The organism is Pseudomonas sp. PB103 (assembly GCF_009764635.1).
In the GTDB taxonomy this organism is placed as follows: Bacteria; Pseudomonadota; Gammaproteobacteria; order Pseudomonadales; family Pseudomonadaceae; genus Aquipseudomonas.
The window spans coordinates 17,235-41,694 of sequence record NZ_RWIL01000114.1 but is presented as its reverse complement, the minus strand read 5'-3'; the positions used below and the strand labels follow the sequence as shown (position 1 = coordinate 41,694).

Annotated in this window: 20 protein-coding genes; 10 read left to right on the top strand and 10 right to left on the bottom strand. The window is 56.8% G+C overall.

Annotated elements, in window-relative coordinates:
* Window positions 1-97 precede the first annotated feature (97 nt).
* Window positions 98-5,143, top strand: coding sequence for a dermonecrotic toxin domain-containing protein (locus EJA70_RS20505; protein WP_158833101.1), 5,046 nt, complete (start codon window positions 98-100; stop codon window positions 5,141-5,143).
* Window positions 5,144-5,167: 24 nt separating this feature from the next.
* Here EJA70_RS20505 and argR read toward each other — a convergent pair whose 3' ends face one another.
* The 7 genes from argR to acs form a co-directional block, all read right to left on the bottom strand.
* The gene (argR, locus tag EJA70_RS20500; protein WP_008077925.1) at window positions 5,168-6,148 is read right to left on the bottom strand and encodes a transcriptional regulator ArgR; all 981 of its coding nucleotides are present in this window, start codon (window positions 6,146-6,148) and stop codon (window positions 5,168-5,170) included.
* A gap of 269 nt (window positions 6,149-6,417) precedes the next feature.
* Window positions 6,418-7,182 (bottom strand): ABC transporter ATP-binding protein, encoded by a 765-nt coding sequence (locus EJA70_RS20495; RefSeq protein WP_003227281.1) that lies wholly within the window; start codon window positions 7,180-7,182, stop codon window positions 6,418-6,420.
* A gap of 27 nt (window positions 7,183-7,209) precedes the next feature.
* Window positions 7,210-8,322: a M14 family metallopeptidase gene (locus EJA70_RS20490; RefSeq protein WP_158833099.1), complete on the bottom strand. Its 1,113-nt coding sequence runs from the start codon at window positions 8,320-8,322 to the stop codon at window positions 7,210-7,212.
* 1 nt (window position 8,323) lies between these two features.
* Window positions 8,324-9,022: an ABC transporter permease gene (locus EJA70_RS20485; protein ID WP_008077928.1), complete on the bottom strand. Its 699-nt coding sequence runs from the start codon at window positions 9,020-9,022 to the stop codon at window positions 8,324-8,326.
* Window positions 9,019-9,708: an ABC transporter permease gene (locus EJA70_RS20480; protein ID WP_007912702.1), complete on the bottom strand. Its 690-nt coding sequence runs from the start codon at window positions 9,706-9,708 to the stop codon at window positions 9,019-9,021. Before EJA70_RS20480 ends, EJA70_RS20485 begins: the two co-directional genes overlap by 4 nt.
* A gap of 91 nt (window positions 9,709-9,799) precedes the next feature.
* Window positions 9,800-10,573 (bottom strand): ABC transporter substrate-binding protein, encoded by a 774-nt coding sequence (locus EJA70_RS20475; RefSeq protein ID WP_158833097.1) that lies wholly within the window; start codon window positions 10,571-10,573, stop codon window positions 9,800-9,802.
* Between the two features lie 1,071 nt (window positions 10,574-11,644).
* On the bottom strand, window positions 11,645-13,600 hold the full coding sequence (gene acs / locus EJA70_RS20470) for an acetate--CoA ligase (RefSeq protein ID WP_034153332.1): 1,956 nt from the start codon (window positions 13,598-13,600) through the stop codon (window positions 11,645-11,647).
* 449 nt (window positions 13,601-14,049) lie between these two features.
* Here acs and EJA70_RS20465 point away from each other — a divergent pair, with 449 nt between their 5' ends.
* The 6 genes from EJA70_RS20465 to EJA70_RS20440 all read left to right on the top strand — a co-directional run bounded on the left by EJA70_RS20465 (window position 14,050) and on the right by EJA70_RS20440 (window position 19,500).
* Entirely contained in the window at window positions 14,050-14,310 is a 261-nt protein-coding gene (locus tag EJA70_RS20465) for a DUF2790 domain-containing protein (RefSeq protein ID WP_158833095.1), read from the top strand.
* 564 nt (window positions 14,311-14,874) lie between these two features.
* The gene (locus EJA70_RS20460) at window positions 14,875-16,125 is read left to right on the top strand and encodes a ribonucleotide-diphosphate reductase subunit beta (RefSeq protein WP_008084848.1); all 1,251 of its coding nucleotides are present in this window, start codon (window positions 14,875-14,877) and stop codon (window positions 16,123-16,125) included.
* A 348-nt stretch (window positions 16,126-16,473) separates the two neighbouring features.
* On the top strand, window positions 16,474-17,007 hold the full coding sequence (locus EJA70_RS20455; RefSeq protein WP_158833093.1) for a Bro-N domain-containing protein: 534 nt from the start codon (window positions 16,474-16,476) through the stop codon (window positions 17,005-17,007).
* Window positions 17,008-17,120: 113 nt separating this feature from the next.
* On the top strand, window positions 17,121-17,834 hold the full coding sequence (locus tag EJA70_RS20450) for an HNH endonuclease signature motif containing protein (protein ID WP_158833091.1): 714 nt from the start codon (window positions 17,121-17,123) through the stop codon (window positions 17,832-17,834).
* A 298-nt stretch (window positions 17,835-18,132) separates the two neighbouring features.
* A complete protein-coding gene (locus tag EJA70_RS20445) occupies window positions 18,133-18,453 on the top strand; it encodes a hypothetical protein (RefSeq protein WP_158833089.1) in 321 nt (106 codons plus the stop codon).
* A gap of 60 nt (window positions 18,454-18,513) precedes the next feature.
* Window positions 18,514-19,500 carry a hypothetical protein gene (locus EJA70_RS20440; RefSeq protein WP_158833087.1) on the top strand — a complete coding sequence of 329 codons (987 nt, stop codon included), beginning with the start codon at window positions 18,514-18,516 and terminating at the stop codon, window positions 19,498-19,500.
* A 3-nt stretch (window positions 19,501-19,503) separates the two neighbouring features.
* On the opposite strand, the gene EJA70_RS20435 is transcribed toward EJA70_RS20440, so the two are convergent.
* The 3 genes from EJA70_RS20435 to EJA70_RS20425 all read right to left on the bottom strand — a co-directional run bounded on the left by EJA70_RS20435 (window position 19,504) and on the right by EJA70_RS20425 (window position 22,880).
* Window positions 19,504-20,700, bottom strand: coding sequence for a hypothetical protein (locus EJA70_RS20435; protein WP_158833085.1), 1,197 nt, complete (start codon window positions 20,698-20,700; stop codon window positions 19,504-19,506).
* A 125-nt stretch (window positions 20,701-20,825) separates the two neighbouring features.
* Window positions 20,826-21,974 carry a hypothetical protein gene (locus EJA70_RS20430; RefSeq protein ID WP_158833083.1) on the bottom strand — a complete coding sequence of 383 codons (1,149 nt, stop codon included), beginning with the start codon at window positions 21,972-21,974 and terminating at the stop codon, window positions 20,826-20,828.
* Between the two features lie 90 nt (window positions 21,975-22,064).
* Window positions 22,065-22,880, bottom strand: a complete 816-nt coding sequence (locus EJA70_RS20425) for a sulfite exporter TauE/SafE family protein (RefSeq protein WP_158833081.1) — start codon at window positions 22,878-22,880, stop codon at window positions 22,065-22,067.
* A gap of 112 nt (window positions 22,881-22,992) precedes the next feature.
* Here EJA70_RS20425 and EJA70_RS20420 point away from each other — a divergent pair, with 112 nt between their 5' ends.
* The 3 genes from EJA70_RS20420 to EJA70_RS20410 all read left to right on the top strand — a co-directional run bounded on the left by EJA70_RS20420 (window position 22,993) and on the right by EJA70_RS20410 (window position 24,439).
* Window positions 22,993-23,760: a helix-turn-helix domain-containing protein gene (locus EJA70_RS20420; RefSeq protein WP_158833079.1), complete on the top strand. Its 768-nt coding sequence runs from the start codon at window positions 22,993-22,995 to the stop codon at window positions 23,758-23,760.
* A gap of 93 nt (window positions 23,761-23,853) precedes the next feature.
* Entirely contained in the window at window positions 23,854-24,171 is a 318-nt protein-coding gene (locus EJA70_RS20415) for an XRE family transcriptional regulator (protein ID WP_158833076.1), read from the top strand.
* 10 nt (window positions 24,172-24,181) lie between these two features.
* On the top strand, window positions 24,182-24,439 hold the full coding sequence (locus tag EJA70_RS20410) for an XRE family transcriptional regulator (protein ID WP_158833074.1): 258 nt from the start codon (window positions 24,182-24,184) through the stop codon (window positions 24,437-24,439).
* Window positions 24,440-24,460: the final 21 nt, after the last annotated feature.

Here is a 24,460-nt window from a genome sequence, read left to right as displayed (position 1 = left end):
ATTGATCGAGGAATTCAATGTGCGGTAACTATGTACCGCACATGACAAATATTTTTCTGCTTTGCTGGGCGCTCTCCGCACGCTAATGGATGAGCGCATGAACCTGCCACAACCGCTGCAACCTGCCGCCCGCCTCGATACTTTCTATACCGAGCACAACGACACGCATTTTGAGCCGTTGCACCAAGCCGCGCCTGATTGGCTGGCGAATGCTTCGGCGTTTCGACGCCATGCCCTGCGACGCGCAATCCCCCGTCATGAGCCCCTGCTGGCGGCTTCCGCACGTCAGCACCACGCCCGGTTAGGTGTGCTGAATGCCCAGCACTGGGCGGCACAGAACCAGGTGGATCACCTGCTGACCAACCTCAAGGACGTCGAAGCCTTCGCTGCGCCGTTACTGGCAGCGGCGATCAAGGATCAATGCGGCCTGATACTCGACGTCAAAAGCACGTTCGTGCGCCTCTACATTCCAGTCACGAACCCTTGGTTTGGCTTCTCTACCGGCGCCAGCCGAATCTGGACGCTGTCCGTGCTAGACGCCGCACTGCGCAACTTCGAAAGCCATGAAACCGAAACGGATGCTTTTGACTCCGATTCCTGCTTCATCACCCAGCCAGACGATCGCGAACAATTCGAAATCCTCGCGGATATCAGCCAGGCACTGTCGATAAATACCTTCATCAAACTGTGCCGAAGCCTCGATCTCGGTGCGCAATACCAACAACATTTGCAACAACATCTAGGCATCGACCAGCCCAATCTGGCGGCCAAGCTGCGCTTGCATGTCGAAGTCAGCCAAAAGGCTGCACTGAAATCGGCGCTGATGTACGCCCGAATGAACAACGACATACAGGAAGATCTGTATCGCCTCATTGGTGGTTTGATCGACGGCCTGCAAGGCATGCGGCTGGATGGCGAAACAGTGCGCGGTCACAGCCTGTCGCTGCTGTCTTCGCAACTGCACGGCATCATTGTGTTTGCGCCGGATCTGCACACCAGCGAGCGCATCACCCGCCTGGTTGCGTATGTGCCGAACGACCCCGAACACCCGATCAAGGAATACACCTCCAGCGCTGCATTCGCCGCCGAACTGACGCGCCAGTTGCGCCACAACGACTACCAGCATTTTTTCAGTCAATTCATTGCTCACAGCGAGCGCGGTCGCTTCTTCTCCACGCTCAAAGCACGCCTCACGCACATTGAGTATTTCGCGCACCAACCGGGTGATCCACGACCCGCCTGGCGCGAAGTCACGGTGGAAAAACCCGACCTGCAATTTCACGCCGACGTCATTCATTCATTGCTATGGCAATACCAATTCGAGAATGCGTTGAACAAGATACTCAACGACGGACAAAGCCTCGCCGTGCCCACGGCATGGGTTGATCAACAGGCACGCTGGGCGTTCTGGGATTCGCTGATGAGCATCGCGACAACGTTACTGACCGTCGCTGCGTTCGTGGCCACGCCGTTCGTGCCGTTTCTGGGTGAACTGATGCTCGGCTACATGGCTTATCAGTTCCTTGACGAGACCTTCGAAGGCATTGTCGAGTGGGCACAGGGGCAGCGCACCGCAGCCTTTCTGCATCTGATGGATGCGCTGGAATCGATCGTGCAATTCGGCATATTCGCCGCCGGCGGCATGCTGGTCGCCGGCGAGTTTCGCAACCTGCTGCCGCCGCATGTCGTGCGCTTCATTGACCGCTTCAAACCCGTTACCGCACCGAACGGAAAAACACTCTACTGGAAGCCCGATCTCGCCCCCTACGAGCAAGGTATTTCGCTGACCAAAGACTCCCTGCCGGATCAACACGGCTTGCATCAGATCGATGGAAAACTGCTGCTGCCACTGGACGACAAAGTGTTTGCGGTGAGATCCGATCCGGGCGCCAGAGGTTTTCGCATCGACCACCCGACACGCGCCGATGCTTACCCGCCGATGCTTGAACACTTCCACACCGGCACCTGGCAAACCGAGCTTGATCGCCCGCTCACCTGGTCCAGCGACAAACTGCTGCGACGCATTGGCCACACGGTCGACAGCCTGTCACCCAGCGAACTGGAGCAGGCGCTCGCCAGCAGCGGCTATCACGAAGATGTCCTGCGCAAATTTCACGCGCAACACGAGCCGCTTCCGCCGCTGCTTGAGGACACCCTCAAGCGCTTCACCCTCGACAAGCAGATTCGCAATTTCATCGATCAGATGAACAGCCCTCACGCAGCAGAATTTGCACAAGCAGAACCGATCACTCAACTGCAATTGCTCACCGAACATTGCCCGTGGCCGGAGACTAAAAGCCTGCGTTTGCTTGATCTGCAGGGCGAGACACTATGGAAAAGCAGCCGCCCGCAATTGCCAGCGATTGAACTGAGCCTTTCCCCGTCAGGATCAGGCGATTTGCTTGTCAATCTACTGGCGAAACTCGACGAGGGCGAACTCAAGATACTTCTCAGAGAGGAGCCCGGTCTTCCTCCCAGAGGTCTTACGGTGCGAGCTCAGGCGTTGAGAAAAACCCTGGCGAACATCGCCGCCGAACGCCGAAACATCCTGTTCGAAGCACGTTATCGAGCGGCTGAACACATCACCGACGCAGCGGCGCACAAGCTCATCGACACAACACCCGGCCTGCCCACCAGCGTCGCCCGGGAAATACTGCGCACGGCAACGGGCAAAGAGCGTCAGCAACTGAAACAGATGTCGGTTCCCAAGCGCCTCGTGCAACTGGCTCGCTGGGCCTTGGAGGACGTTCGCGCTGCTCGCGCTTTTGAGGGTTTGTACCTGGAATCAATCAACCCGCTGGACACCCAACGCCTGGCCTTGCATTCAATGGAACGTCTCCATGGCTGGCCGAAAAACTTGCGCATCGACGTTCGCGACTACGGCATTCACGGCACGCTGCGCGACAGCATTGGCCCGACCGATACCACCCTGCACAAAACCATGGTGTTGCTCGAAGACGGTCAGTACCAGGCTTTCGACGAACAGGATCAACCATTGTCGGCGGCCCTCGATTTCTACAATGCTGCATTGCAAGCCTTGCCAGACCACGCGCGCGATGCGTTGGGCATCCACATCGGAGCAGGTGCAAAACTCAAGCAAGCCATCCGTGATCACGCCCTGCCCCGCGATGAGCTGAAAAATATCCTGCTGCTGCATCGCGAACTAAAGCCCCTCTATGACCCGCAGATCATGCGCTTGCCGGGAGGAAACGGTACCTACCGACGATTCAATCCAATCGCACCGCCCTTGGAACAACTGGCGATGACGCTCAACCCAGCGTTCACATTCGAGCAGTTGCAGGCGTTCATGCAAAGATTGGCCATACACCCCGCCGGGCCACTCGCCGAGTTGTCGCGCCTGACTGCCGAACTCGCGAAACTGCGTGTCGACCTGCACACCTGGACCGCACAAACACCGACGCAACATCCCTTGATCGGTATGCGCTTCGACGCCGAAGCCTTTGTCGAGGCGAAAAATGATCGTCGGGTATTCAAGGAAACGCTGCTGAGTTGCTGGCTCGAACGCACAACGTTCAACGAGGCCGATGCTTACGCGCGAACATCGCTGATTTTTGCCCACCCCGTCATCGGCGAGTTTCCAGCTCTCACCGCAGACTTCAGCCATGTCACCCATCTTTCGCTGGAAGGTAGCAATGCCGCTCAAGGCACTGACGCTTTCCTGCGCCTGTTTCCCAAACTGCAGCATTTGGAAATCCGCAGCTTCAATCTCGCACGACTGCCCCAAGCCCTCGACGCCATGCCAAATCTGCACCAACTGATCCTTGCCGAATGCGACATCAGCCTCGATGACGTCGCGGTAGAAAGGCTGAGCAAATTCACCTCGCTCGGCGCTCTGGATCTTTACGGCAATCCTCTGGGACGCACACCCGATATCACAGCCATGACCGAGCTGACCTACATCGACCTGGCCGATACCGGCATCAGCCATCTGCCGAACGGGTTGTCGAATCATCCGCGGCTGAGCACCGGTATTTTCAGCAACAACCAGATCAGCGAAATACCGCCGGAGTTTTTTCATTACCCACCGGAAACCACGTCCGGTTTCGAGTTTGCTCACAACCCTGTTTCACGCGCTACACGTGACCGGATCAGAGCGCACTTTCATCAGCATGGACAGACGCTGGGAGTGCTCAGTGAGCCGGTCGACATCGCTCGAACAAGACAGATTTACTCGCTGTTGAATGTCAAAGAAGCGAGTCAGTTTTTCTACCGCTTACCCGGCCTCACGGAGAATGCCCGACTTGAACTGACCCGACTGGAAAACGAATACTCGACGCTGCAAAGCGACCTGGCTGCATGGACTGGCAACATCCCCGACATCAACCCGTTCACGCACAGCCCCTTCACCGCTCAGGAACTGGCAGAAGAACAGTCCGCACGGGATGAATTCAAGACGCTGGTCGAGGAATGCTGGCGCAGGGAAAGCGAGTTCGACGAACTCGGTGAACATGGCGAAACGCTGTACGAGCTTAATTTGCCGACCACCATCATCGGCGAGTTACCCCTACTGACGGCGGACTTCAGTCATGTATCAACCCTGACACTGCTCAGCGAAGACGGTGCGACAACAGGCGCCGATCAATTCCTCAACCATTTCCCCAAGCTCAGAACGCTGAACATCCGCGAGTTCTCACTCGGCGACATTCCCCAGGCAATCTTCAAAATGGGTGATCTCACCGCGCTGTACCTGACTGAATGCAACATCAGTCTAAACGTACACGACGTCGCGGCTTTGGGCGAAATGGTCAATCTGGAATTGCTCGATTTGAGCTACAACCCCTTGGGGCTGGCACCGGATTTGCGGCAACTGACCTTGCTCACGGATCTGATACTCAACAACGCCGGCATCAGTGAACTCCCCGATGGCCTGTTCCAGCTCAAGGATTTGCTCAAGGCTGATTTAAGCGACAACCACATCAGCGAAATGCCCAGCGATATTCTCGAGTTGCCCGGAGAGATCGCTGAGGCGATCAATTTACGCGGCAACCCGTTCGACGCGCAGAGCCAGTTAATCCTTCGCGCCTACTTCAACAAGCACGGCATGGACTTTGGCATCGAAAGCACGATCAACGAGGCAGAGATGGAGGTTTCATCGTCCGACGGATCGGAAGTCGACGAGTAGATTTCGCCGACTGACGCGCGGCGATCACCCGCGCTCTGACGGCACCGACGACAATTCAAACGGGCTGCTGCTGCGTCGCTGGTTGCGATCTTCCCGCGGCGTGGCGCCGAAGAAATTGCGATAGGCGCTGGAGAAATGCGGCCCCGATGAGAAGCCACACGACAGGCCGATCTGGATGATCGACTTGCTGGTTTGCATCAACATCTGCCGGGCCTTGTTCAGGCGCAATTCCAGGTAGTACTGGCTCGGCACACGGTTGAGGTATTGCTTGAAGATGCGCTCCAACTGGCGACGCGACACGCACACATGCTGGGCGATTTCGTCGGTGGTCAGCGGCTCTTCGATGTTGGCTTCCATCAGCAACACCGCCTGGGTGAGCTTCGGATGGCTGGAGCCGAGACGGTTCTGCAACGGGATGCGCTGACGCTCGCCGCCCTCGCGGATGCGCTCGACCACCAGTTCTTCGGAAACGGCGCCGGCCAGTTCCGCACCGTGATCGCGGGCCAGTACCGCCAACAGCAAATCGAGAACCGACATGCCGCCGCAGGCGGTCAGGCGATCGCGATCCCAGTCGAACAAATGACTGGTGGCGATGACTTTCGGAAAGCGCTCGGCGAAATCGTCCTGCCAACGCCAGTGCACGGCAGCGCGATAACCGTCGAGCAAACCGAGTTGTGCCAACGGATAAACACCGGCAGACAAACCGCCGATGACCGTACCGGCACGTACCAATTGCTTGAGCGCACTGCTGAGCGCCGGGGCCAGCGTGGTCGGCGGCTCATCGGCGAGCAGGAATAGTTTCTGGAAGTTTTCGAGCTTGCCGGTCCACGCTTCACCGGGCAATTGCCAGGCGCCTTCGGCCGGAGGTTCTGCTTGCAGGAACGACAGTTCGTAAACCACGTCCGGGTGCACCCGCTGAGCAACACGCAAGGCTTCCTCCGCCAGCGCCAGCGTCAACGCTTTAGTGCTGGGCCAAATCAGGAAACCAATTCGATGGGCAGTCATGGGCGGGCAATCCGAAGCGAAAAACAGTGATGAAGGCATGGGCCAATGCTAGCCCGTAAATGAACACAAATCTTGAGCCTGACGCAGATCCACCATCGGAATGAAATGCCTTTCCCATGTAGGAGCTGACGAGTGAAACGAGGCTGCAATCTTTTGATCCTCAAAAACAGATCAAAGGATCGCAGCCTTCGGCAGCTCCTACAGTGGATTGGAGCCAGCCTTCAGGTTGCGAAGCATGCACTATTCCGGTGCATACCGGCAGCCCTGAATTACTTGAGGCTGCCCGAAAGGAATTGTTGCAAACGTTCCGATTGCGGATTAACCAGCACTTCACGCGGGTTGCCGCTTTCTTCCACCACACCTTTGTGCAGGAACACCAACTGGTTCGACACTTCACGGGCGAAGCCCATTTCGTGCGTCACCACAACCATGGTGCGACCTTCCTGAGCCAGCGCTTGCATGACTTTCAGCACGTCACCGACCAGTTCCGGGTCGAGGGCCGAAGTCGGCTCGTCGAACAGCATCACCTCAGGCTCCATCGCCAGCGCACGGGCAATCGCCACACGCTGCTGCTCGCCACCGGACATGTGCCCAGGGAACGCGTCTTTACGATGGGCCACGCCGACCTTGTTCAGGTAGTGCTCGGCTTTCTCACGAGCTTCGGCCTTGGACACGCCGAGGACGTGGACCGGCGCTTCCATGATGTTTTCCAGCGCAGTCATGTGCGACCACAGGTTGAAATGCTGGAACACCATCGACAGGCGCGAACGCATGCGTTGCAGCTGTTTCGGATCAGCGGCTTTCAGCGCGCCGTCCTTGTTCGCCACCAGTTTCAGCTCTTCGTTGTTGAGCAGAATCTTGCCCGCGTGCGGCTGCTCGAGCAGGTTGATGCAGCGCAGGAAAGTACTTTTGCCGGAGCCACTGGAGCCGATGATGCTGATCACATCGCCAGCTGCCGCTTTCAGGGACACGCCCTTGAGCACTTCGTGACTGCCATAGCGTTTATGCAGGTCTTGGACTTCAAGTTTGTACATGCGGTCGGTTCTCACAAAAACAGTCAGTCAGTCGTTGAGCAAGCGCCCGTGACGCAGCGCTTCGCGCCCCGCCACCTTGGCCAGCCAGAAACCGGGTTGGGCATAGCGCAGCCGTTCAATGGCAAACAGCACCCCGGAGGTACCAGCACACACCGTGCTGACCCGATCGGACACAGGATCAATCACTTCAAAAATCTCGTCGCCCGCCTCGACCCATTCGCCGGGCTTGCGCAGAAAACTCACCACGCCAGGGTGCGGCGCGAGGAGCAATTCAGTGCCCTCGAACGGCATGCCTTCACAGGCTTCGTGCGCCGGGTTCGGCCACTCGCCAGTGATCAGGCCTTGCTCGGCGAGGAACGCCAGAATGCCTTCAGCATACGCCTCAGCTTCGGCGCGACCGGTATCGGCCTGACCACCCAACTCAATCGTCGTCGCCAGGCACGCCAGCGGAATCTGCGCATCAGGAAACTGCCGTGACAGACGCAACCACGGCAACGAGCACGCTTCATCGAACGAGCTGCCGCCGGAATCTTCCGCCAGCAAGCCCACGCGCACATTCAGATGCGCGGCCAGCGAACGCCACTGCGGCCAATGCTGCGGCAACGCATACATGTGCAGCGCGGCTTCAGCATCGCAATGCAGATCGAGCACGACATCGGCGGTGCAGGCATGGCTGAGCAACACACGCTGCATGCCTTGCAACTGGCTGCTCGCCTCCGGCAATGCCGCCAGATGATCGGCCATCGCCTGACGAACCAGGCGCACATTGGCGTGCGGATCATCACCGAGGCTTTCAGCCAAAGCGGCCGCAACCGGCGCGCTCAGCTCAACGAAATCACGGTTGAAATTCTTGCCGCTGCCCGCCTCGAAACGGCCTTGGTGATTGCCTTGCAGCAATTGCCCGAGACCCAAAGGATTGGCGACTGGCACCAATTCAATGACACCGTTGAGCAAGCCTTTGGCTTCGAGTTCGCCGAGGCGCTTTTTCAGCTCCCAAGCGGTGCGCATGCCCGGCAATTCATCAGCGTGCAGGCTGGCCTGAATGTAAGCCTTGCGCTCGCCGCGTCCGAAGCGGAACACCGAAATCTTGCGCTCGCTGCCCAAATGACTCCACGGCAAAACGTGGTCGATGCGTTCCATATCAGTGCTTCCGCGGCGCGAGGTAGCTCAACCAGCGACGCTCGGCCAGCTTGAACAGCTTGACCAGAATGAACGTCAGGCAGAGGTAGAAAACGCCAGCGGTGATGTACGCCTCGAACGGCAGATAGTACTGCGCGTTGACGGTACGGGCCGCGCCGGTGATGTCGATCAGAGTGACGATGGAGGCCAGACTGGTGGTCTGCAGCATCATGATCACTTCGTTGCTGTACTGCGGCAGTGCACGGCGCAGGGCCGATGGCAGCAGAATGCGTTTGTACAGTTTGAAGCGCGACATGCCCATGGCTTTCGCCGCTTCGATCTCACCGTTCGGCGTGGCCTTGAGGCTGCCGGCGATGATTTCAGCGGTGTAGGCGCTGGTGTTGACCGCAAAGGCCAGACACGCACAGAACGTTGCGCTGGACAGCCATGGCCACAAGAAGCTTTCGCGTACCGCTTCGAACTGCGCCAGACCGTAGTAGATCAGAAACAGTTGAACCAGCATCGGCGTGCCACGGATCACGTAGGTGTAAAGCCACGCGGCACCGTTGACGACCGGGTTCTTCGAGACGCGCATCAGCCCCAGCGGCAGGGCCGCGAGCAAACCGAAAAACAGCGACAGCGCGAGCAGTTTGAGGGTGGTCAGCAGGCCGCCGAGGTACAGCGGCAGGGCCTCCCAAATGACGTTGTAGTCGAAGATCATAGATCAGCCGCCCTTACGCCTACTGAGTAGCGCTTCTCAAGTTGACGCAGGATCAGCAACGAAACACTGGTAATCACCAGGTACATCGCCGCCACTGCGAGGAAGAAGGTGAAAGGCTCCCGGGTGGCATCTGCCGCCTGCTTGGCCTTGAACATCATGTCTTGCAGACCGACCACGGAAATCAGCGCGGTGGCCTTGGTCAGTACCAGCCAGTTGTTGGTGAAGCCCGGAATCGCCAGGCGAATCATCTGCGGCACCATCACCCGGAAGAACACCTGAAAACTGCTCATGCCGTACGCCATGCCCGCTTCGGCCTGGCCCTTTGGAATCGCCATGAACGCGCCACGGAAGGTTTCCGACAGGTACGCACCGAAGATGAAACCGAGAGTGCCGATGCCGGCGGCCAGCGGGTTCAGATCGATGTAGTCGTCATAGCCGAGCATCGGTGCCACGCGGTTGAGCAAGTCCTGACCGCCGTAGAAGATCAGCAGGATCAGCACCAGATCGGGAATCCCGCGAATCACCGTGGAATACAGATCGCCCAGCCAGGCCAGCCAGCGCACCGGCGACAGGCGCAACGCGACACCGATCAGCCCGAGAACGATGGCCAGAGCCATGGACGACAAGGCGAGCTGAAGCGTCAGCCATGCGCCATCGAGGATGACAGCCCCGTAGCCTTTCAACATGATTCAGGTCCTCGAAAGTTGGGATGAAAAAATGGCGCAAACCGCAGAGATCCTGTTGCTTGCGCCATTTCGGACTTGTCGCAGAGACGTGTTACTTGCCGTAGATATCGAAGGCGAAGTACTTGTCCTGGATTGCTTTGTATTTGCCGTTTTCACGGATGGCCGCGATGGCAGCGTTGATCTTGTCTTTCAGGGCGTCGCCCTTACGAACAGCGATGCCTACGCCGTCGCCGAAGTATTTGACGTCGGTGAACGCAGGACCGACGAACGCGAAGCCTTTACCGGCGTCGGTTTTCAGGAAACCGTCGTCCAGCAGGGTTGCGTCAGCCACGGTACCGTCGAGACGGCCAGCAGCCACGTCGAGGTAGATTTCGTTCTGCGAGCCGTACGGCTTGATCTCGGCACCCAGTGGAGCCAGCACTTCGCGGGCGAAACGTTCGTGGATCGAACCACGTTGTACGCCGATGTTCTTGCCTTTCAGCTCGCTCAGGTTTTCGCTGACCTGAGTGCCGGCCTTCATGACCAGACGTGCCGGGGTGTTGTAGTACTTGTTGGTGAAGTCGACCGACTTCTTGCGGTCTTCAGTGATCGACATCGACGACAGGATCGCGTCGATCTTGCGCACTTTCAGTGCCGGGATCAGACCGTCGAACTCTTGCTCGACCCACACACACTTGACCTGCATCTGCTCGCACAGAGCGTTGCCGATGTCGTAGTCGAAACCAACGATGCTGCCGTCCGGTGCTTTCGAAGCGAACGGAGGGTAAGCCGCTTCGATACCGATTTTCAGAGGTTTTTCGTCAGCGAAGGCATTCAGCGACAGCACGGACAGTGCCAGGGCGCCAAGCAGCACAAGTTTCTTCATCTTGGGACTCCATCGGTAAAGGGCAAAAACGGCAGAGTGAGCGACAGCCCAATATGCGAATGGGTGAATCGGGAAATCGGTTGCTGCATCGGTGGGAAATTTCCCGTTGAAACCTGGGGAGGTTTCAACATCAGCCACGATGAGCGAGTGATCGGCATTCTAACGACAGGCCGGAAGCCGATATTTCTTCAATGCGACAACTAATTACAGATGCACAGAGAAAGCGACTTTGGCACATTGACAGCCCCGCAATTTCATGCAAGAGCGAAAGACAGTGAACCGATCTATGCTGCAAATTGCGGGCCTATTATTCGCAAACCCTTCTAATCCGGCAAGCGCAGCGTTGTGTCTTATTTTTCACTGGGGGTTTGGAGGCTCTAAAACGGGGCGATGCGTTTCCCTTTGCCCCGTCGCGGGGCGGGCGGTTACACATTCGGTTACGTGGAAGGCGGCGGGTAACAGTGGGAAACGGCTTACGGCGCAGGTCGATAATTATTGGTTGGGTGGTCTTGTGTTCCGACAGTGGACTACACAGTTGCCTGACAGATTGCTATCGCTGGCAAGCCAGCTCCCACAGGGATATGCGGCGAAGCTGAAATTTCCGCCACACCACAAAAACTGTGGGAGCTAGCCTGCTGGCGATGAGGCCAGCCCTATCAACCCAAATCCGCGCAGGACCACAAACTGCCAACACACCACAAAACCTGTGGGAGCTGGCTTGCCAGCGATGAGGCCAGCCCTATCAACCCAAATCCGCGCAGGACCACAAACTGCCAACACACCACAAAACCTGTGGGAGCTGGCTTGCCAGCGATGAGGCCAACCCTATCAACTCAAATCCGCGCAGGACGACAAACTGCCAACACACCACAAAACCTGTGGGAGCTGGCTTGCCAGCGATGAGGCCAACCCTATCAACTCAAATCCGCGCAGGACCACAAACTGCCAACACACCACAAAACCTGTGGGAGCTGGCTTGCCAGCGATGAGGCCGGTCCGATCACCCCAAAACCTCCAGACACAAAAAAGCCCCGCCCGGCATCACCGGACAGGGCTTCTGTGAATCATTACTTAAGCAACATTCATCGTCTTATGCGTATCAATCAAATGCTGCACCACACCCGGATCCGCCAGCGTCGAGATATCCCCCAACCCGTCATATTCCGCCGTGGCAATCTTGCGCAGAATGCGGCGCATGATCTTGCCCGAACGCGTCTTCGGCAGCCCCGGCGCCCACTGGATCACATCCGGCGAAGCAATCGGCCCGATCTCCTTGCGCACCCAGTTCTTCAGCTCCAGACGTAGTTGCTCGGTCGGCTCCTCACCATTCTTCAACGTGACATAGACATAAATGCCCTGCCCTTTGATGTCATGCGGAACCCCAACCACCGCCGCCTCAGCGACTTTCGGATGCGCAACCATCGCGCTCTCGATCTCGGCCGTGCCCATACGGTGGCCGGACACGTTGAGCACGTCATCGACACGCCCGGTGATCCAGTAATAACCATCGGCATCACGGCGCGCGCCGTCACCGGTGAAGTACATGCCACGGAATGTCTTGAAATAGGTATCGACGAAACGATCGTGATCGCCATACAGCGTGCGCGCCTGACCTGGCCACGAATCGAGAATCACCAGATTGCCTTCAGCCTCGCCCTCAATGATGTTACCGAGGTTGTCGACCAGCGCCGGCACCACACCAAAGAACGGACGCGCCGCCGAACCCGGCTTCAGCGCATGGGCACCCGGCAGCGGGCTCATCATGTTGCCGCCGGTTTCGGTCTGCCACCAGGTATCAACGATCGGGCAACGCGACTTGCCGACATTCTTGTAATACCAATCCCACGCTTCCGGGTTGATCGGCTCGCCGACCGAACCGAGCAGACGCAGACTGCTGCCATCCGCGCCTTCAACCGCGGCTTGACCCGAAGCCATCATCGCGCGGATCGCGGTCGGTGCGGTGTAGAGGATGTTGACCTTGTGCTTGTCGACGATCTTCGCCACCCGGGTGATGTCCGGGTAGTTCGGCACGCCTTCGAACAGCAGCGTGGTCGCGCCATTGGCCAGCGGGCCGTAAACGATGTAGCTGTGGCCAGTGACCCAACCGACGTCGGCGGTGCACCAGTAGACTTCGCCCGGACGGTAGTCGAACACGCGCTCATGGGTCATCGCCGCGTACAGCAGATAACCGCCAGTGGTGTGCTGCACGCCCTTCGGCTTGCCAGTGGAGCCTGAGGTATAAAGAATGAATAGCGCTTCTTCCGCGCCCATCTCTTTTGGCGCGCAGACAGTGCCTGCCACTTTCATCAGGTCTTCGTACCAGATGTCGCGATGCTGGTTCCACTTGATGTCGCCACCGGTGCGCTTGCAGACGATGACTTTCTGGATGCTGCTGGTTTCCGGGTTGGTCAGCGCGTCGTCGACGTTGGCCTTGAGGGAAATTTTCTTGCCGGCACGAATGCCTTCGTCAGCGGTGATCACCACTTTCGATTTGCAGTCGATGATGCGACCGGCCAAGGCTTCCGGCGAGAAACCGCCGAACACCACCGAGTGAATCGCGCCGATCCGGGTGCAGGCCAGCATGGCGACCACGGCTTCGGGAATCATCGGCATATAAATGGTCACCACGTCGCCGCGGTGCACGTCCTGACCACGCAGGGCGTTGGCCAGTTTGCACACTTGTTCGTGCAGTTCGCGGTAGGTGATGTTGCGGCTCTCGGAAGGATCGTCGCCTTCCCAGATGATCGCGACTTGATCGCCGCGCTCGGCCAGATGGCGGTCGAGGCAGTTGTAGGAAACATTGAGGGTGCCGTCGGCAAACCACTTGATGTCGACATGGTGATCGTCGAACGACGTCTGTTTCACCGTGGTGAAAGGTTTGATCCAGTCGAGACGCTGAGCTTGCTCGCGCCAGAAACCGTCAGGGTTGACGACCGACTGCTGGTACATGGCTTTGTAGGTCGCCTCGTCAGTCAGCGTGTTAGCCAGAACCTCGGGACGAACGGGATACAGAGAAGCCGCACTCATCTTTCCTACCTCGGTGTAATAGTTGTTTTTGTATGACCCCGTTGTAGCCGGGCCGGCCCCATAGAACCATTCGACGATGGTAGTAACAACCCCTCCCCCACCCACAGTACCCCTTGTAGGAGCTGCCGAAGGCTGCGATCTTTTGATCTGGATGTTTAGAGGCAAGATCAAAAGATCGCAGCCTCCGGCAGCTCCTACATTGGGATTGGGGTGATTTCGGGGATTGTTACCAAATCTGCCAAAGGTGTTTATCAAAACCCGCTCTGTTTACCCCAGCCCCAACTCCCTAAAATTCACCTCGCCAACAAGGCAACCGCGATTAACAACGATACAGCCCCCACGAAGGCCGTTAATCCAGCTCTCAAGTAACAACCGCAAATGATGAAGTTACACACGCAACCCTAAAAAGGTTGCGTGACCCCACTCGACCTCAAAAAGGTAAATTTGAAATGAAAGCTTTATTGGTTCTGGCCCTCAGCAGTCTGTGCGCAACCGCCATGGCAGACGAGGTCCCGACTGATGTCGCACAGCAACAACCAGTGATCGAGGAATACACTTACTCGACCCACCTGGACATCGCCAACGTTGTATCGATGAGCGAAGTTCCGAATGTCTGCGAAGTTGTCCCAATGAAAATGGAATACGACGACTCCATCGGCCAACGTCACATCCTGCGTTACAGCGTCATGGGTAACGGCTGCACCAATTGATGATTCGAGACTGCACCGAATTGGATCTCTCAGCGCAACATTGAGGGTCGATTCCAGCCCGACTTCGGTCGGGCTCAGTTGTGTCTGGAGTCGTGCAAAAGGCTTGCAAAACACAAGATATAGTGAAAAACGCGGTTTTTTGCTCATTTCTTGAGCAACCAAAGCCTGACGAAAAAATTAATCAAAAAAAATTCTCACGGGCCAACATCGGCGAAAGCCCTGTAAACCCTCGCTCCGACTCAAATCACCCTCCCGCTCGACCGCCCTGCGCGCTTTCGCCCTCCCCCACGAGCACAATTTTTTCCCTATAATGCCGCCCTAATCGGGTCAGCAATATTCCCTTACAGGGATCAAAAGCCATTCTGAAGCCCCGCAGCAGTGTCCAACACTGATTGCGCCCGTCAGAGGCTCTCGGAAACCCGTACAAAATTCTGTTTGATGCCTGCGTTTAGCTGCTGCAAAGAACGATTCCTTTAGATCCAACGCGGTCTGTTCGACCGTGTGAAAAACCAACCAATCAGGTTTCACACGGGCGACAGGCCCTCACGCAGGAGACGACACGTCATGCTGAGCTGGGACGAATTCGACAAAGAAGACAGTGAAGTAGCAACCGTGAAAGGCGCTAACGCCGGCCACGCTACTGAAGCCAACATGGACCGCCTCGACAACGCTGGCGGTGCCGCCGCGATCGAAGCCCGCGCCGTGACCGCCGACGACTCGGCCGCTGTCGCCCGCGCCAAGGCTGCACTGAACTCCCTCGACGTCGCCGAAGGCCTCGCCGAACTCGAAGGCGCCTCCGCCCGTGTCGCCGTTGACGAAAAGCGCATGATCAACTGCCGCGCCGACCTCAACCAGCTCGTACCTTTCAAGTACGACTGGGCCTGGCAGAAGTACCTGGACGGTTGCGCAAACCACTGGATGCCGCAAGAAGTCAACATGACCGCCGACATCGCCCTCTGGAAAGACCCGGAAGGCCTGACCGACGACGAGCGCCGCATCGTCATGCGCAACCTCGGCTTCTTCTCCACCGCCGACTCCCTGGTTGCCAACAACCTGGTGCTGGCCGTATATCGCCTGATCACCAACCCGGAATGCCGCCAGTACATCCTGCGCCAGGCTTTCGAAGAAGCGATCCACACCCACGCCTACCAGTACTGCATCGAATCGCTGGCCATGGATGAAGGCGAGATCTTCAACATGTACCACGAGATCCCATCGGTCGCTAAAAAAGCCGCCTGGGGCCTGAAGTACACCCGTTCGATCTCCGATCCGAAGTTCGAAACCGGCACCCCGGACACCGACAAAGAGCTGCTGCGCAACCTGATCGCCTACTACTGCGTGCTGGAAGGCATCTTCTTCTACTGCGGCTTCACCCAGATCCTCTCCATGGGCCGCCGCAACAAAATGACCGGCGTCGCCGAGCAGTTCCAATACATCCTGCGCGACGAATCCATGCACCTGAACTTCGGCATCGACGTGATCAACCAGATCAAAATCGAAAACCCGCATTTGTGGGATGCTGAGATGAAGGAAGAAGCGACCCAGATGATTCTGCAGGGTACGCAGCTGGAGATCGAATACGCACGTGACACCATGCCTCGCGGGGTGTTGGGCATGAACGCGGCGATGATGGAGGACTACCTGAAGTTCATCGCTAACCGTCGGTTGTCGCAGATTGGTTTGAAAGAGGAATATCCAGGGACGACTAACCCGTTCCCTTGGATGAGCGAGATTATGGACTTGAAGAAAGAGAAGAATTTCTTTGAGACTCGCGTGATCGAATACCAAACTGGTGGTGCGTTGAGCTGGGACTAATAGTCTCGCTTGGCACGATTTGACGATTGCGGTTTGAATCGGCGAGTCGAGAAAGCAAAAAGCCCCGATCTGATCGGGGCTTTTTTATGGGCGATAGGTAAACCTTTTTAGGCCTACGCCACAGCGTTCAATCTCCTACAGCACTTACAGTCGCTTCCCATTGAAGCCTGCTGCGAGCACTACTAAGCTCTATCGCAGGTGCCTAAGAAACGCCCAACGTAGAAAGCTTGGTCAGTGACACAGACGCGTAATTCGTCGGTGGCAACTGCTCTGCTCGTTGGGATTTCTTAAGTCCGCTCTACGTTGGGGTCAGGCCCTCCCAAAATCTAAAACGTAGAGGTCATAGATATGTCTGATCCATGCTCGGTAACCGTCTTCTCTCGCCACAATCTTTTTTTACATGCCCTTCTATGGGAAAACCAGCCTTGGTTTTCCGCCCGCGATGTCGGCCGCTTGATTGGTTTTCATCTGAATGACCGGGTGGTCAATAAGCTAGATAGCGATCAACGCCGCATTATGTGGATTGAGTACTTTCGAGAACCAGAACAGCATCTGATGCTTAGTGAATCCGGGGTGTATGCGCTGCTGGTCTATCACTACGTTCCGGGGAATCGGTTGTTGCGTGAGTGGCTGACCAATGAGGTAGTGCCAACTTTGCGGGATGCTGCAGATTCAGGAGATTCGAATCGGCCAATGTTGAGCTTGTTGGATTGGCCGGAGATGTCGTTGAGCTTGCTGCATTGGCAGGATGAGGGCTGGATTCGGCTAAGGGATATGCCTTACCTGTTGAACGATCAGAAGCCACGACGAACTTTTCTAGAGAAACCCTGGTGGCGACGGGTTGCGCAGGTGTTTCAGTCCTCGAAGCACTCGATGGGCTAGGGATGGTTTTGTAGGATCGCGCAGGATCTGTCGCTTTTTTCTGTAGGATTTTTCGTAGACAGAGGTGATGGCCACTCAGTATCGTCCGAGGGTTTTCAACCCTCGGCGACTGTATGGATACGAAAAAGGAACAAAAGGGCTGGACCAATGACGAATTGGAGGCCTCTGTCGATGCTTACCTCTCGATTCAAGCGAGATATCCAAACGACGAAAAATTCAATAAGTCTGCGGAGCACAAGCTTCTCCAGAGCGGTGCGCTTGCCAATCGCAACAGCAAGTCGATCGACTATCGCCTTCAGAACCTTTCAGCACTGTTTGACGAGTTAGGACTGAAGACGATTGTTCACTACAAGCCAAAAGTAAACATTGGCTCAGGAGTCGCCGCCCGGCTGACCAAAATTTTAGAATCCAAAGGTCTTTTGACCCCGAGTTATGACGTCCCTTCCGCCGGGGGAGACATTCAGAATCGATATGTAAAGCACGCCAAAGCACAGGATTTTGTAAGCGAACCAGACGATGGTGAGGCACCTCAACAAGGGGTGACGATTACCCGATATTTCGTTCGGAATTCTAAGATCAAGGGCTGGATCCTAGATAACGCTAACGGGATTTGTGAGGCCTGTGATCAACCAGGCCCTTTCGAAATGGATGGAAAGCCATATCTCGAGGTTCACCACGTTAAGCACTTGGCACAACACGGCAAGGATCGCAAAGACAACACCATTGCGCTCTGTCCAAATTGTCATCGACGCTGCCATCATTCAAGTGACCGTGAGGAATTCACTGATTCGCTTTATAAAAAGGTGAAGCGTTTGAAGCGGCAATAATCTATGTGCATATCGACTGTGCCGAGGAGATTCATCCCGGGTCGGCTATGGATCAGTCTGCAAGCGAAAGATGATCTATTTGTATCATCGCTCATGCCGTTTTGGGGCCGCTCCGCGGCCCATCGGGGATAAATCCCCTCGCCACAAGGATGAGTTTGCCCCAGAGATTGAGTTAATGCGGGAAATCGCAAACAGCTCCAGCAACAACTCACAGACTTACCATCATCCCGAAACTTTATGGACTGCCTTCACTGTGGATCGAGAACAAATCTCGACCACTAACATCGACGGACATCACATGCAGCCACCAACCCAAAATTCGACCACCCCGGGTCAATCCCGACTCCTGACCGCCTCATTTCTAATCGTCTTTTTCTGCCTGCTGCATATGGCCCTGCGTATCGCTCAAAAGAACGAAATCATGGCCGTTGGAGCAGTCTGGGTCGCAAATGCACTAACCATGGTGCTGCATGTTATTTACTGGAAGCGTTATGGCCTGTCCGCCGGCTTTAAAATCGCAGTTGTTGTCCAAATCGTCATTACCATTCTGCCCTTCCTGTTTGGCAATCTCGGTTTTTTGGCTGTTCTGTTGATGCTGGGTGGCGAGATCTATTACTAGTAACCCGGGCCGCCGCCCGCTATTAATACCCCTCCCCCACTCAAGGACCCGAGCCCCACTATGAAATTCGATCTCGCCTACTGCCTCAGCCTCGACGACAAATTGTCGATCTATGATGTTCGCGATCTCAATTTCGATGAGACGGTGGCGTTTGACTCGGCGAAGGAACACTTCCAGTGCCCCAACGATGCCTGTCGTTCGGCGTTCGAGGCTTCCAACGAGTTGGGCACGTTCAACGCCAAGAACGTGAACTACGTGCGCACGCCGCACTTCAAGAATCTGCCCACCACGCAGCATGTGGCGGGTTGTCCGTATGTGAGTTTGAAGGCTTCAGCGTCTGGTGTTGAGACGGCGGATGGCGAGGTGGATGACGGGCGTGAGGAGCACTTCCCATCGGAGTTGTTGCTGACCCGGCGTGAGTATGTGCGCAAGCCTGTCGCGCCAGCGGGGGCGGCGGATGTGTTGCGCGATGATCCGGTGCGGGTGGCGGCGGAGAGTGGTAAAGAGTCGGCGGGTCGTGAGTCGGCGCCGGACAAGACCAGTGTGTTTGCGCATCCGGTGGAGTGTTTTGTGTCGAACTTCGCCGACAAGGATTTGCTTAAGCGGATGCCGTTGAAGGTCGGCGAGCATTCGGCGCCGTACAGTTCGTTCTTCAAGAAGATTGAGTATCTGACGGACAACAAGGGGCTGATTTACTGGGGGCGGATCAAGAAGATCGAGGACTTCCACAGTGCCAGTTTCCGTATCGATTTCGAGGACAAGGTCTGGTTCAAGAAGCCCGAGGACAGTAAGAAGAAGCCGTACTCGGTCAGCGTTTATCTGAACAAGAAGCTGATCGACAACTACCGCAAGCGCAAGGCGTTTCTGGAAGAGATCAAGCACGCGGCGGATAGCGACAAGGCGTTGTTCTGTTTCTTCTATGGGGTGACGCCGGAGTTGAAGCAGGTGCCTGGCAAGAAGAACCCCGAAAAGCCTTTCGAGGTCTTCAATGCCAATATCGAGAACCTGGATCACTTCATTATTCGTGAAGCGCCGGGGCTGGAGTGACGGTTAGCCCTGGGGCAGTTGCAGTTTGACGGCGCCGGGGTGTTGTTTGACGAGGGAGTACGGCAGGATCGACCAGTCGGGTGCATCGCAGTCTCGTTCTATACGGGCGAAGTACGCTCCGATGTACAAACCTTTTTCGGTGAAGCGCCAGTTGGAATAACCCCAATTGTCTTCATTGGTGAAGTCGCAACTGTCTTCATCTCCGCCTGCCGGTTTCTTCATTTCATCCGGGTACAGCGCGGTGAGTTGTTTGATCAGCCACGGCCCGAAGACTTCGCGTTGATACTTTGAGCGCGCGGCGTCTTCGGCCTCGGTCAATGGCTGGTCACCGCCTCTGTAGCGATCAGCATGAAGGATTGGCTGACCCTCGCCCACCCAGAGTACGTCTTCGAGCGACAACGGATGGCCGGTTTTCACATCGATGTTGAGCGGTGAATCACCGAAGTCTGGGTGCGCACCGCCGCAGTCGTAGCTGGTGGAAATGTTCAGGCTGATGACGCTGGGCGAGATAAATGTCGGGGTGACGTCCTGAAGGAATTCGGCGTAACCGCGACCTCGCAACTGGCAGCCGTAGTAACTGATGGCCTCGTCCCACAAGCGCCCGAGCAATTGCTGGTTGACCCGCTGCAGATCTTCTTGTGGCATCCCGGATTCGATGCTGAACATGGACATTTTGGTATCAGGCTCTTCCCACCATTGCAGGGAGTAGCCCATGAAGTCCTGCTTTTTGCCGGGTTTGAGTTTCAGTCCCTGAAGCCGTAGGTATTCGTAAGGCTCGCTCTTGGGCAACTTGGCGATGTAGGGCAATGCATTCGCCGGCACTTCGGGAAGTGGCGTATCGGTGACCAGTACGGGCAACTTTTTGCCCTTCGGGTTTTGCCATTCGCCCTTCCAGCCGCCATCAATCTGTTGCAGTTTCAGCGTCGGTAACGGCTTGCCCGGCTCCATACGATCACTGCCCTCTGTGAGCATCAAGACGTCATTTTTATAGGTGCCGTTAAGCTCTAGATCGCGGTGAAATTTCTCATAAAAGTAGCGACCGGTGACTTGCTCCGGGTCACTAATATCGACTTCGAAAACGATTGGCATTTTGCCCAACGTGCCGGTGAACACCAGCCGGTTGTCTTCGGCGTACGCGGTGGATAGCAGCGAGAACAGCACAGCAGCGCAGGTTGCCAGGCGCATCAGTCCCTTGAGCATTGATCGTTCCTTGAAAGAGGCGGAGGCCGCGCCGGCATTGGAAGGCTGGCGCGGATAAATTCGCGGCGATTATGGCGGGGTTGGGGTCAGGAATCGAGGGGCTGCGTTTGAAAGATAGCGCCGCCTCAAGGCAGTTGCAGTGCAACCCCGCCCGGATGTTGTTTGACGAGTGTGTACGGCAGAACGCTCCAGTCCACTGATCCGCAGACCGCCACGACGTGCGCAAATGATGGCTCGATCTTTATGCCCTGTTCCGTGAAGTGCCAACCCGGAAATTGCCAGGGATAGTTCTCGTCATAGCCGCAGTCGTTTTCACCCTCGGGGGTGATGGTCATTTCGGTTGGGTAGAGTTTCAGCAACTGTGCGACCAACCAAGGTGCCAGTTCAGTGGCGCGGTAGTTCGACCACGCTGTCGAAGAGCCGGGTGAGCCCGCGGCGAAATCTTCATATTCCTCGTAGTGCAACGGCTTGCCCTGCCCCACCCACAAAACATCATCAAGGGTCAGAAGCTTGCCTGTCTTGATATCGATGTTGAGCGCGTCGTGGCTTTGATCCGGATAGGCGCCGCCACAGTAATAATCCGATGAAATCCCCACACTCATCACTGTGGGCGACATGTACAGTGGCTGGCTCCACTGCGCATAACTTCCAGAACAGCCATAAGACGACAACACTTCGCCCCACAAACGCGCCATCAATTTTTGGTTGATACGTCGACGCTCTTCGAGGGAGTAACCGGTCACCACTTCGAACAGAGAAGTGTCTGTCTTCGGCTCGGTCCACCACTGCAGCGTGTAGCCCATGAAGGTGTCGGTCTTGCCTTTCTTGAGTGTTACGCCTTGCAGCCGCAGATATTCGTAAGGGTACTTGTCGTGAAGTGTGGTGAAAAAGGGCAAGGCATCGTCGGGTACATCGGGGATGACGGCTGGTTCTAACTCGACCTTCAGGACTTTCCCAGCGGTACTCGTCCACTCGCCATACCAACCATGAGTTGTCGGCTGCAGACGAAGGGTCGGGCGCGAGTCTTCCATCCGCGAACCTTCTTCCAGCACCAGTGTTTCCCCGTCCAGGGCACCGTCGAGTGGCAGATCCTTGCGGTACTTCTTATAGAAGTAACGACCTTCTCCAATGCGAGTATTTATTTCGAGGACGATGGCCGCTTTACCCAAGGTGCCGGTGTACACCTGCGCGCCGTTGTCGGCCCACGTTGCAGTCGAGACAAACAACCCCGTCAGAAAAAGAACAGCGAAAAGGCGTAACAGTCCTCGGAACATCACTTCATCCTTGAATAAACGAGCAACTGCCCGCAAAAAGAAGTTGCGGATTATGTCGAGGTTGCGCGGGAGAATCGAGCGCTGTCGCCTTCAACTCAAGCACATGCTGATCATCACCATCAGCAACAGCCCGATGTACACCCGCGCATGCACCCGATCCGGAATCCGTCCGATCCACGGCGTGGCCAATCTGATTCCCAGCAACGAACCCAACGTCAGCAGCGCAAACGCCAGCAAATCCACGTACCCGACAAACCAGGCGCCCAACTCAGCTTGACTGAACCCGGCCAGCGCCATGTACGTGAGCGTTCCCGCCAACGCCACCGGCACGCTCAGCGGGTTGGCCATGGACGTCGCTTGCGACATGCTCAAGCCACAACGGCGCAGCAACGGCACGGTCATGACGCTGCCTCCTACGCCGAGAAACGTCGCGATGGCGCCGATGCCTACACCACCTGCGGAAGTTTCCGTGCTGCCAAGTCGGCGTGGGATGACGTCTGCGCTCTGAGTGAGAAATCCGCGCCTGAGCACGCAGTCGACAATGGTTACGCCGAGGTAGGCGATGAAGGCGTACCGAATCACCTCGCCACTGACCCACACCGCCGCTATTGCGCCGACCACTGAGCCCACGGCAATAAACCCGCCCAATGGCCACAGGTAATGGTGGATGAGATTGCCGGCGCGGCGGTGTTTGTCGGTGGCGATCAGGGCGTTGACGATCATCACGCAGGTCGAGGTGGCGACGGCGATGTGCATTGCCGATTGGCCGATCGGGCCGTCGGCGCCGTGGCTGGCGCTGAGTAGACGGTAAAGCAGCGGCACGATGACGAAGCCGCCGCCGAAGCCGAACAGTACGGCGGTGATGCCGGTCATGCAGCCGAAGCATGTGAGCAAGAGGTAGAACATTTCGCGGCGTCCTTTTAGGGAAGGCTCACGAAGATAGAGCGGGACGTCTTGGCCTGCTTCAGCAACTCAGCCAATAATGTTTGCGTTTACGCCAACCTTTGAGAATCGCTCGATGCGCAATGTTTCGATCAATCTGCTGGATGACACGCCGCGCGCGGTGGTGGCGATCGGCACAGATTATTCCTACGGTCACCTGTTACCGCGTCATACGCACCGGCGGGCGCAATTGCTCTATGGCGCAACGGGAGTGATGCAGGTCAGCACCCATGACGGCAACTGGGTGGTGCCGCCGCAACGGGCGGTGTGGATTCCGCCGGGGGTGGCGCATGAGGTGTTGATGCTCGGGGTCAGCACGCGCAGCGTGTACATCGAACCGGACGCGGTAGATTTGGGTGAGCGTTGCCAAGTGATCAGTGTGTCGCCGCTGTTGCGGCATCTGCTGATGGAAGCGGTGGAGTTGCCGTTGGCCTACGACGAGGCGGGCCGCGATGGTGTGTTGATCGATTTGCTCCTGCATGAACTGACGCGCAGTGCGCCCCTGCCCTTGCACATTCCACTGCCGGCTGACGGAAAACTGCTGGCGCTGTGTCAGAGCTTTCTGCATCAACCCAATGCGCATCAAACACCGCAACAGTGGGCGGAGCAGTTGCACGTAAGCTTGCGCACCTTCAATCGACTCTTCCGCCAACAGACCGGGTTGAGTTTCAGCCAGTGGCGTCAGCGTGCCTGTGTGGTACTCGCGCTGGCCAGGCTGGCGGCGGGCGAAGCGGTGACGCGGATCGCCCTGGACTTCGGTTATGAGAGCCCGGCGGCGTTCTCGACGATGTTTCGGCGGGTGCTGGGACAGGCACCGTCCGTCTGGTTGCAGGCGGCGAACTAGGGCAAATCAAAAAATGCGTTTGATCCCGGCCGAAAACAACTGTACAAAAACACAGTACATTTTCAATCAGCACTCTTGAGCCCGGAGCACACCATGGCCTCTCTTGCGATGAACCACATCCTCGAACGCATTGCCCTTTTCCAGTTCACCCCGACGCATTGCGTCCAGGCCCGAGCGATGCTGGGCTGGAGCGCGGAACAACTGTCGCGCGAGGCTGAGGTTGCGGTGGAAGACATTCAACGGTTCGAGGCGCAGCAGGAGGTCGCGGATGCGGCACGGCTGGCGTTGGCTTACCGGTTTGAGGCGCAGGGGTTGGTGTTCTTTCCGGGGTTTGCACCGGGGCGGAGTGCGAGTGGACAGTGCTCTTCATCGGAATCGGTGGGGCATGGGGACTATGCGATGGCAGAGTAAGGATCAGAACATGATTGGGATCGAAGAAAGCACAGGCAATGTTTATCAGGATTTGGGGCTCGGGCAAGCAGGCGAGATGCAGATCAAAGCCGGCTATATGGCAGAACTGACTTCACTCAGCGAGTTCGCGGGTATGAGTGAATCTGAGACAGCTCGGAGACTGGAAATACCCTTGGAAAGATTCCAACAAATCCGTCGTGGAAAATTCCGTGATTTACCGGCCACCACGGTGGCTGATTACAGCAGGAAGATAGGGCTGTATCGCTGAGTTAAAGGCTCGCCCACTTGG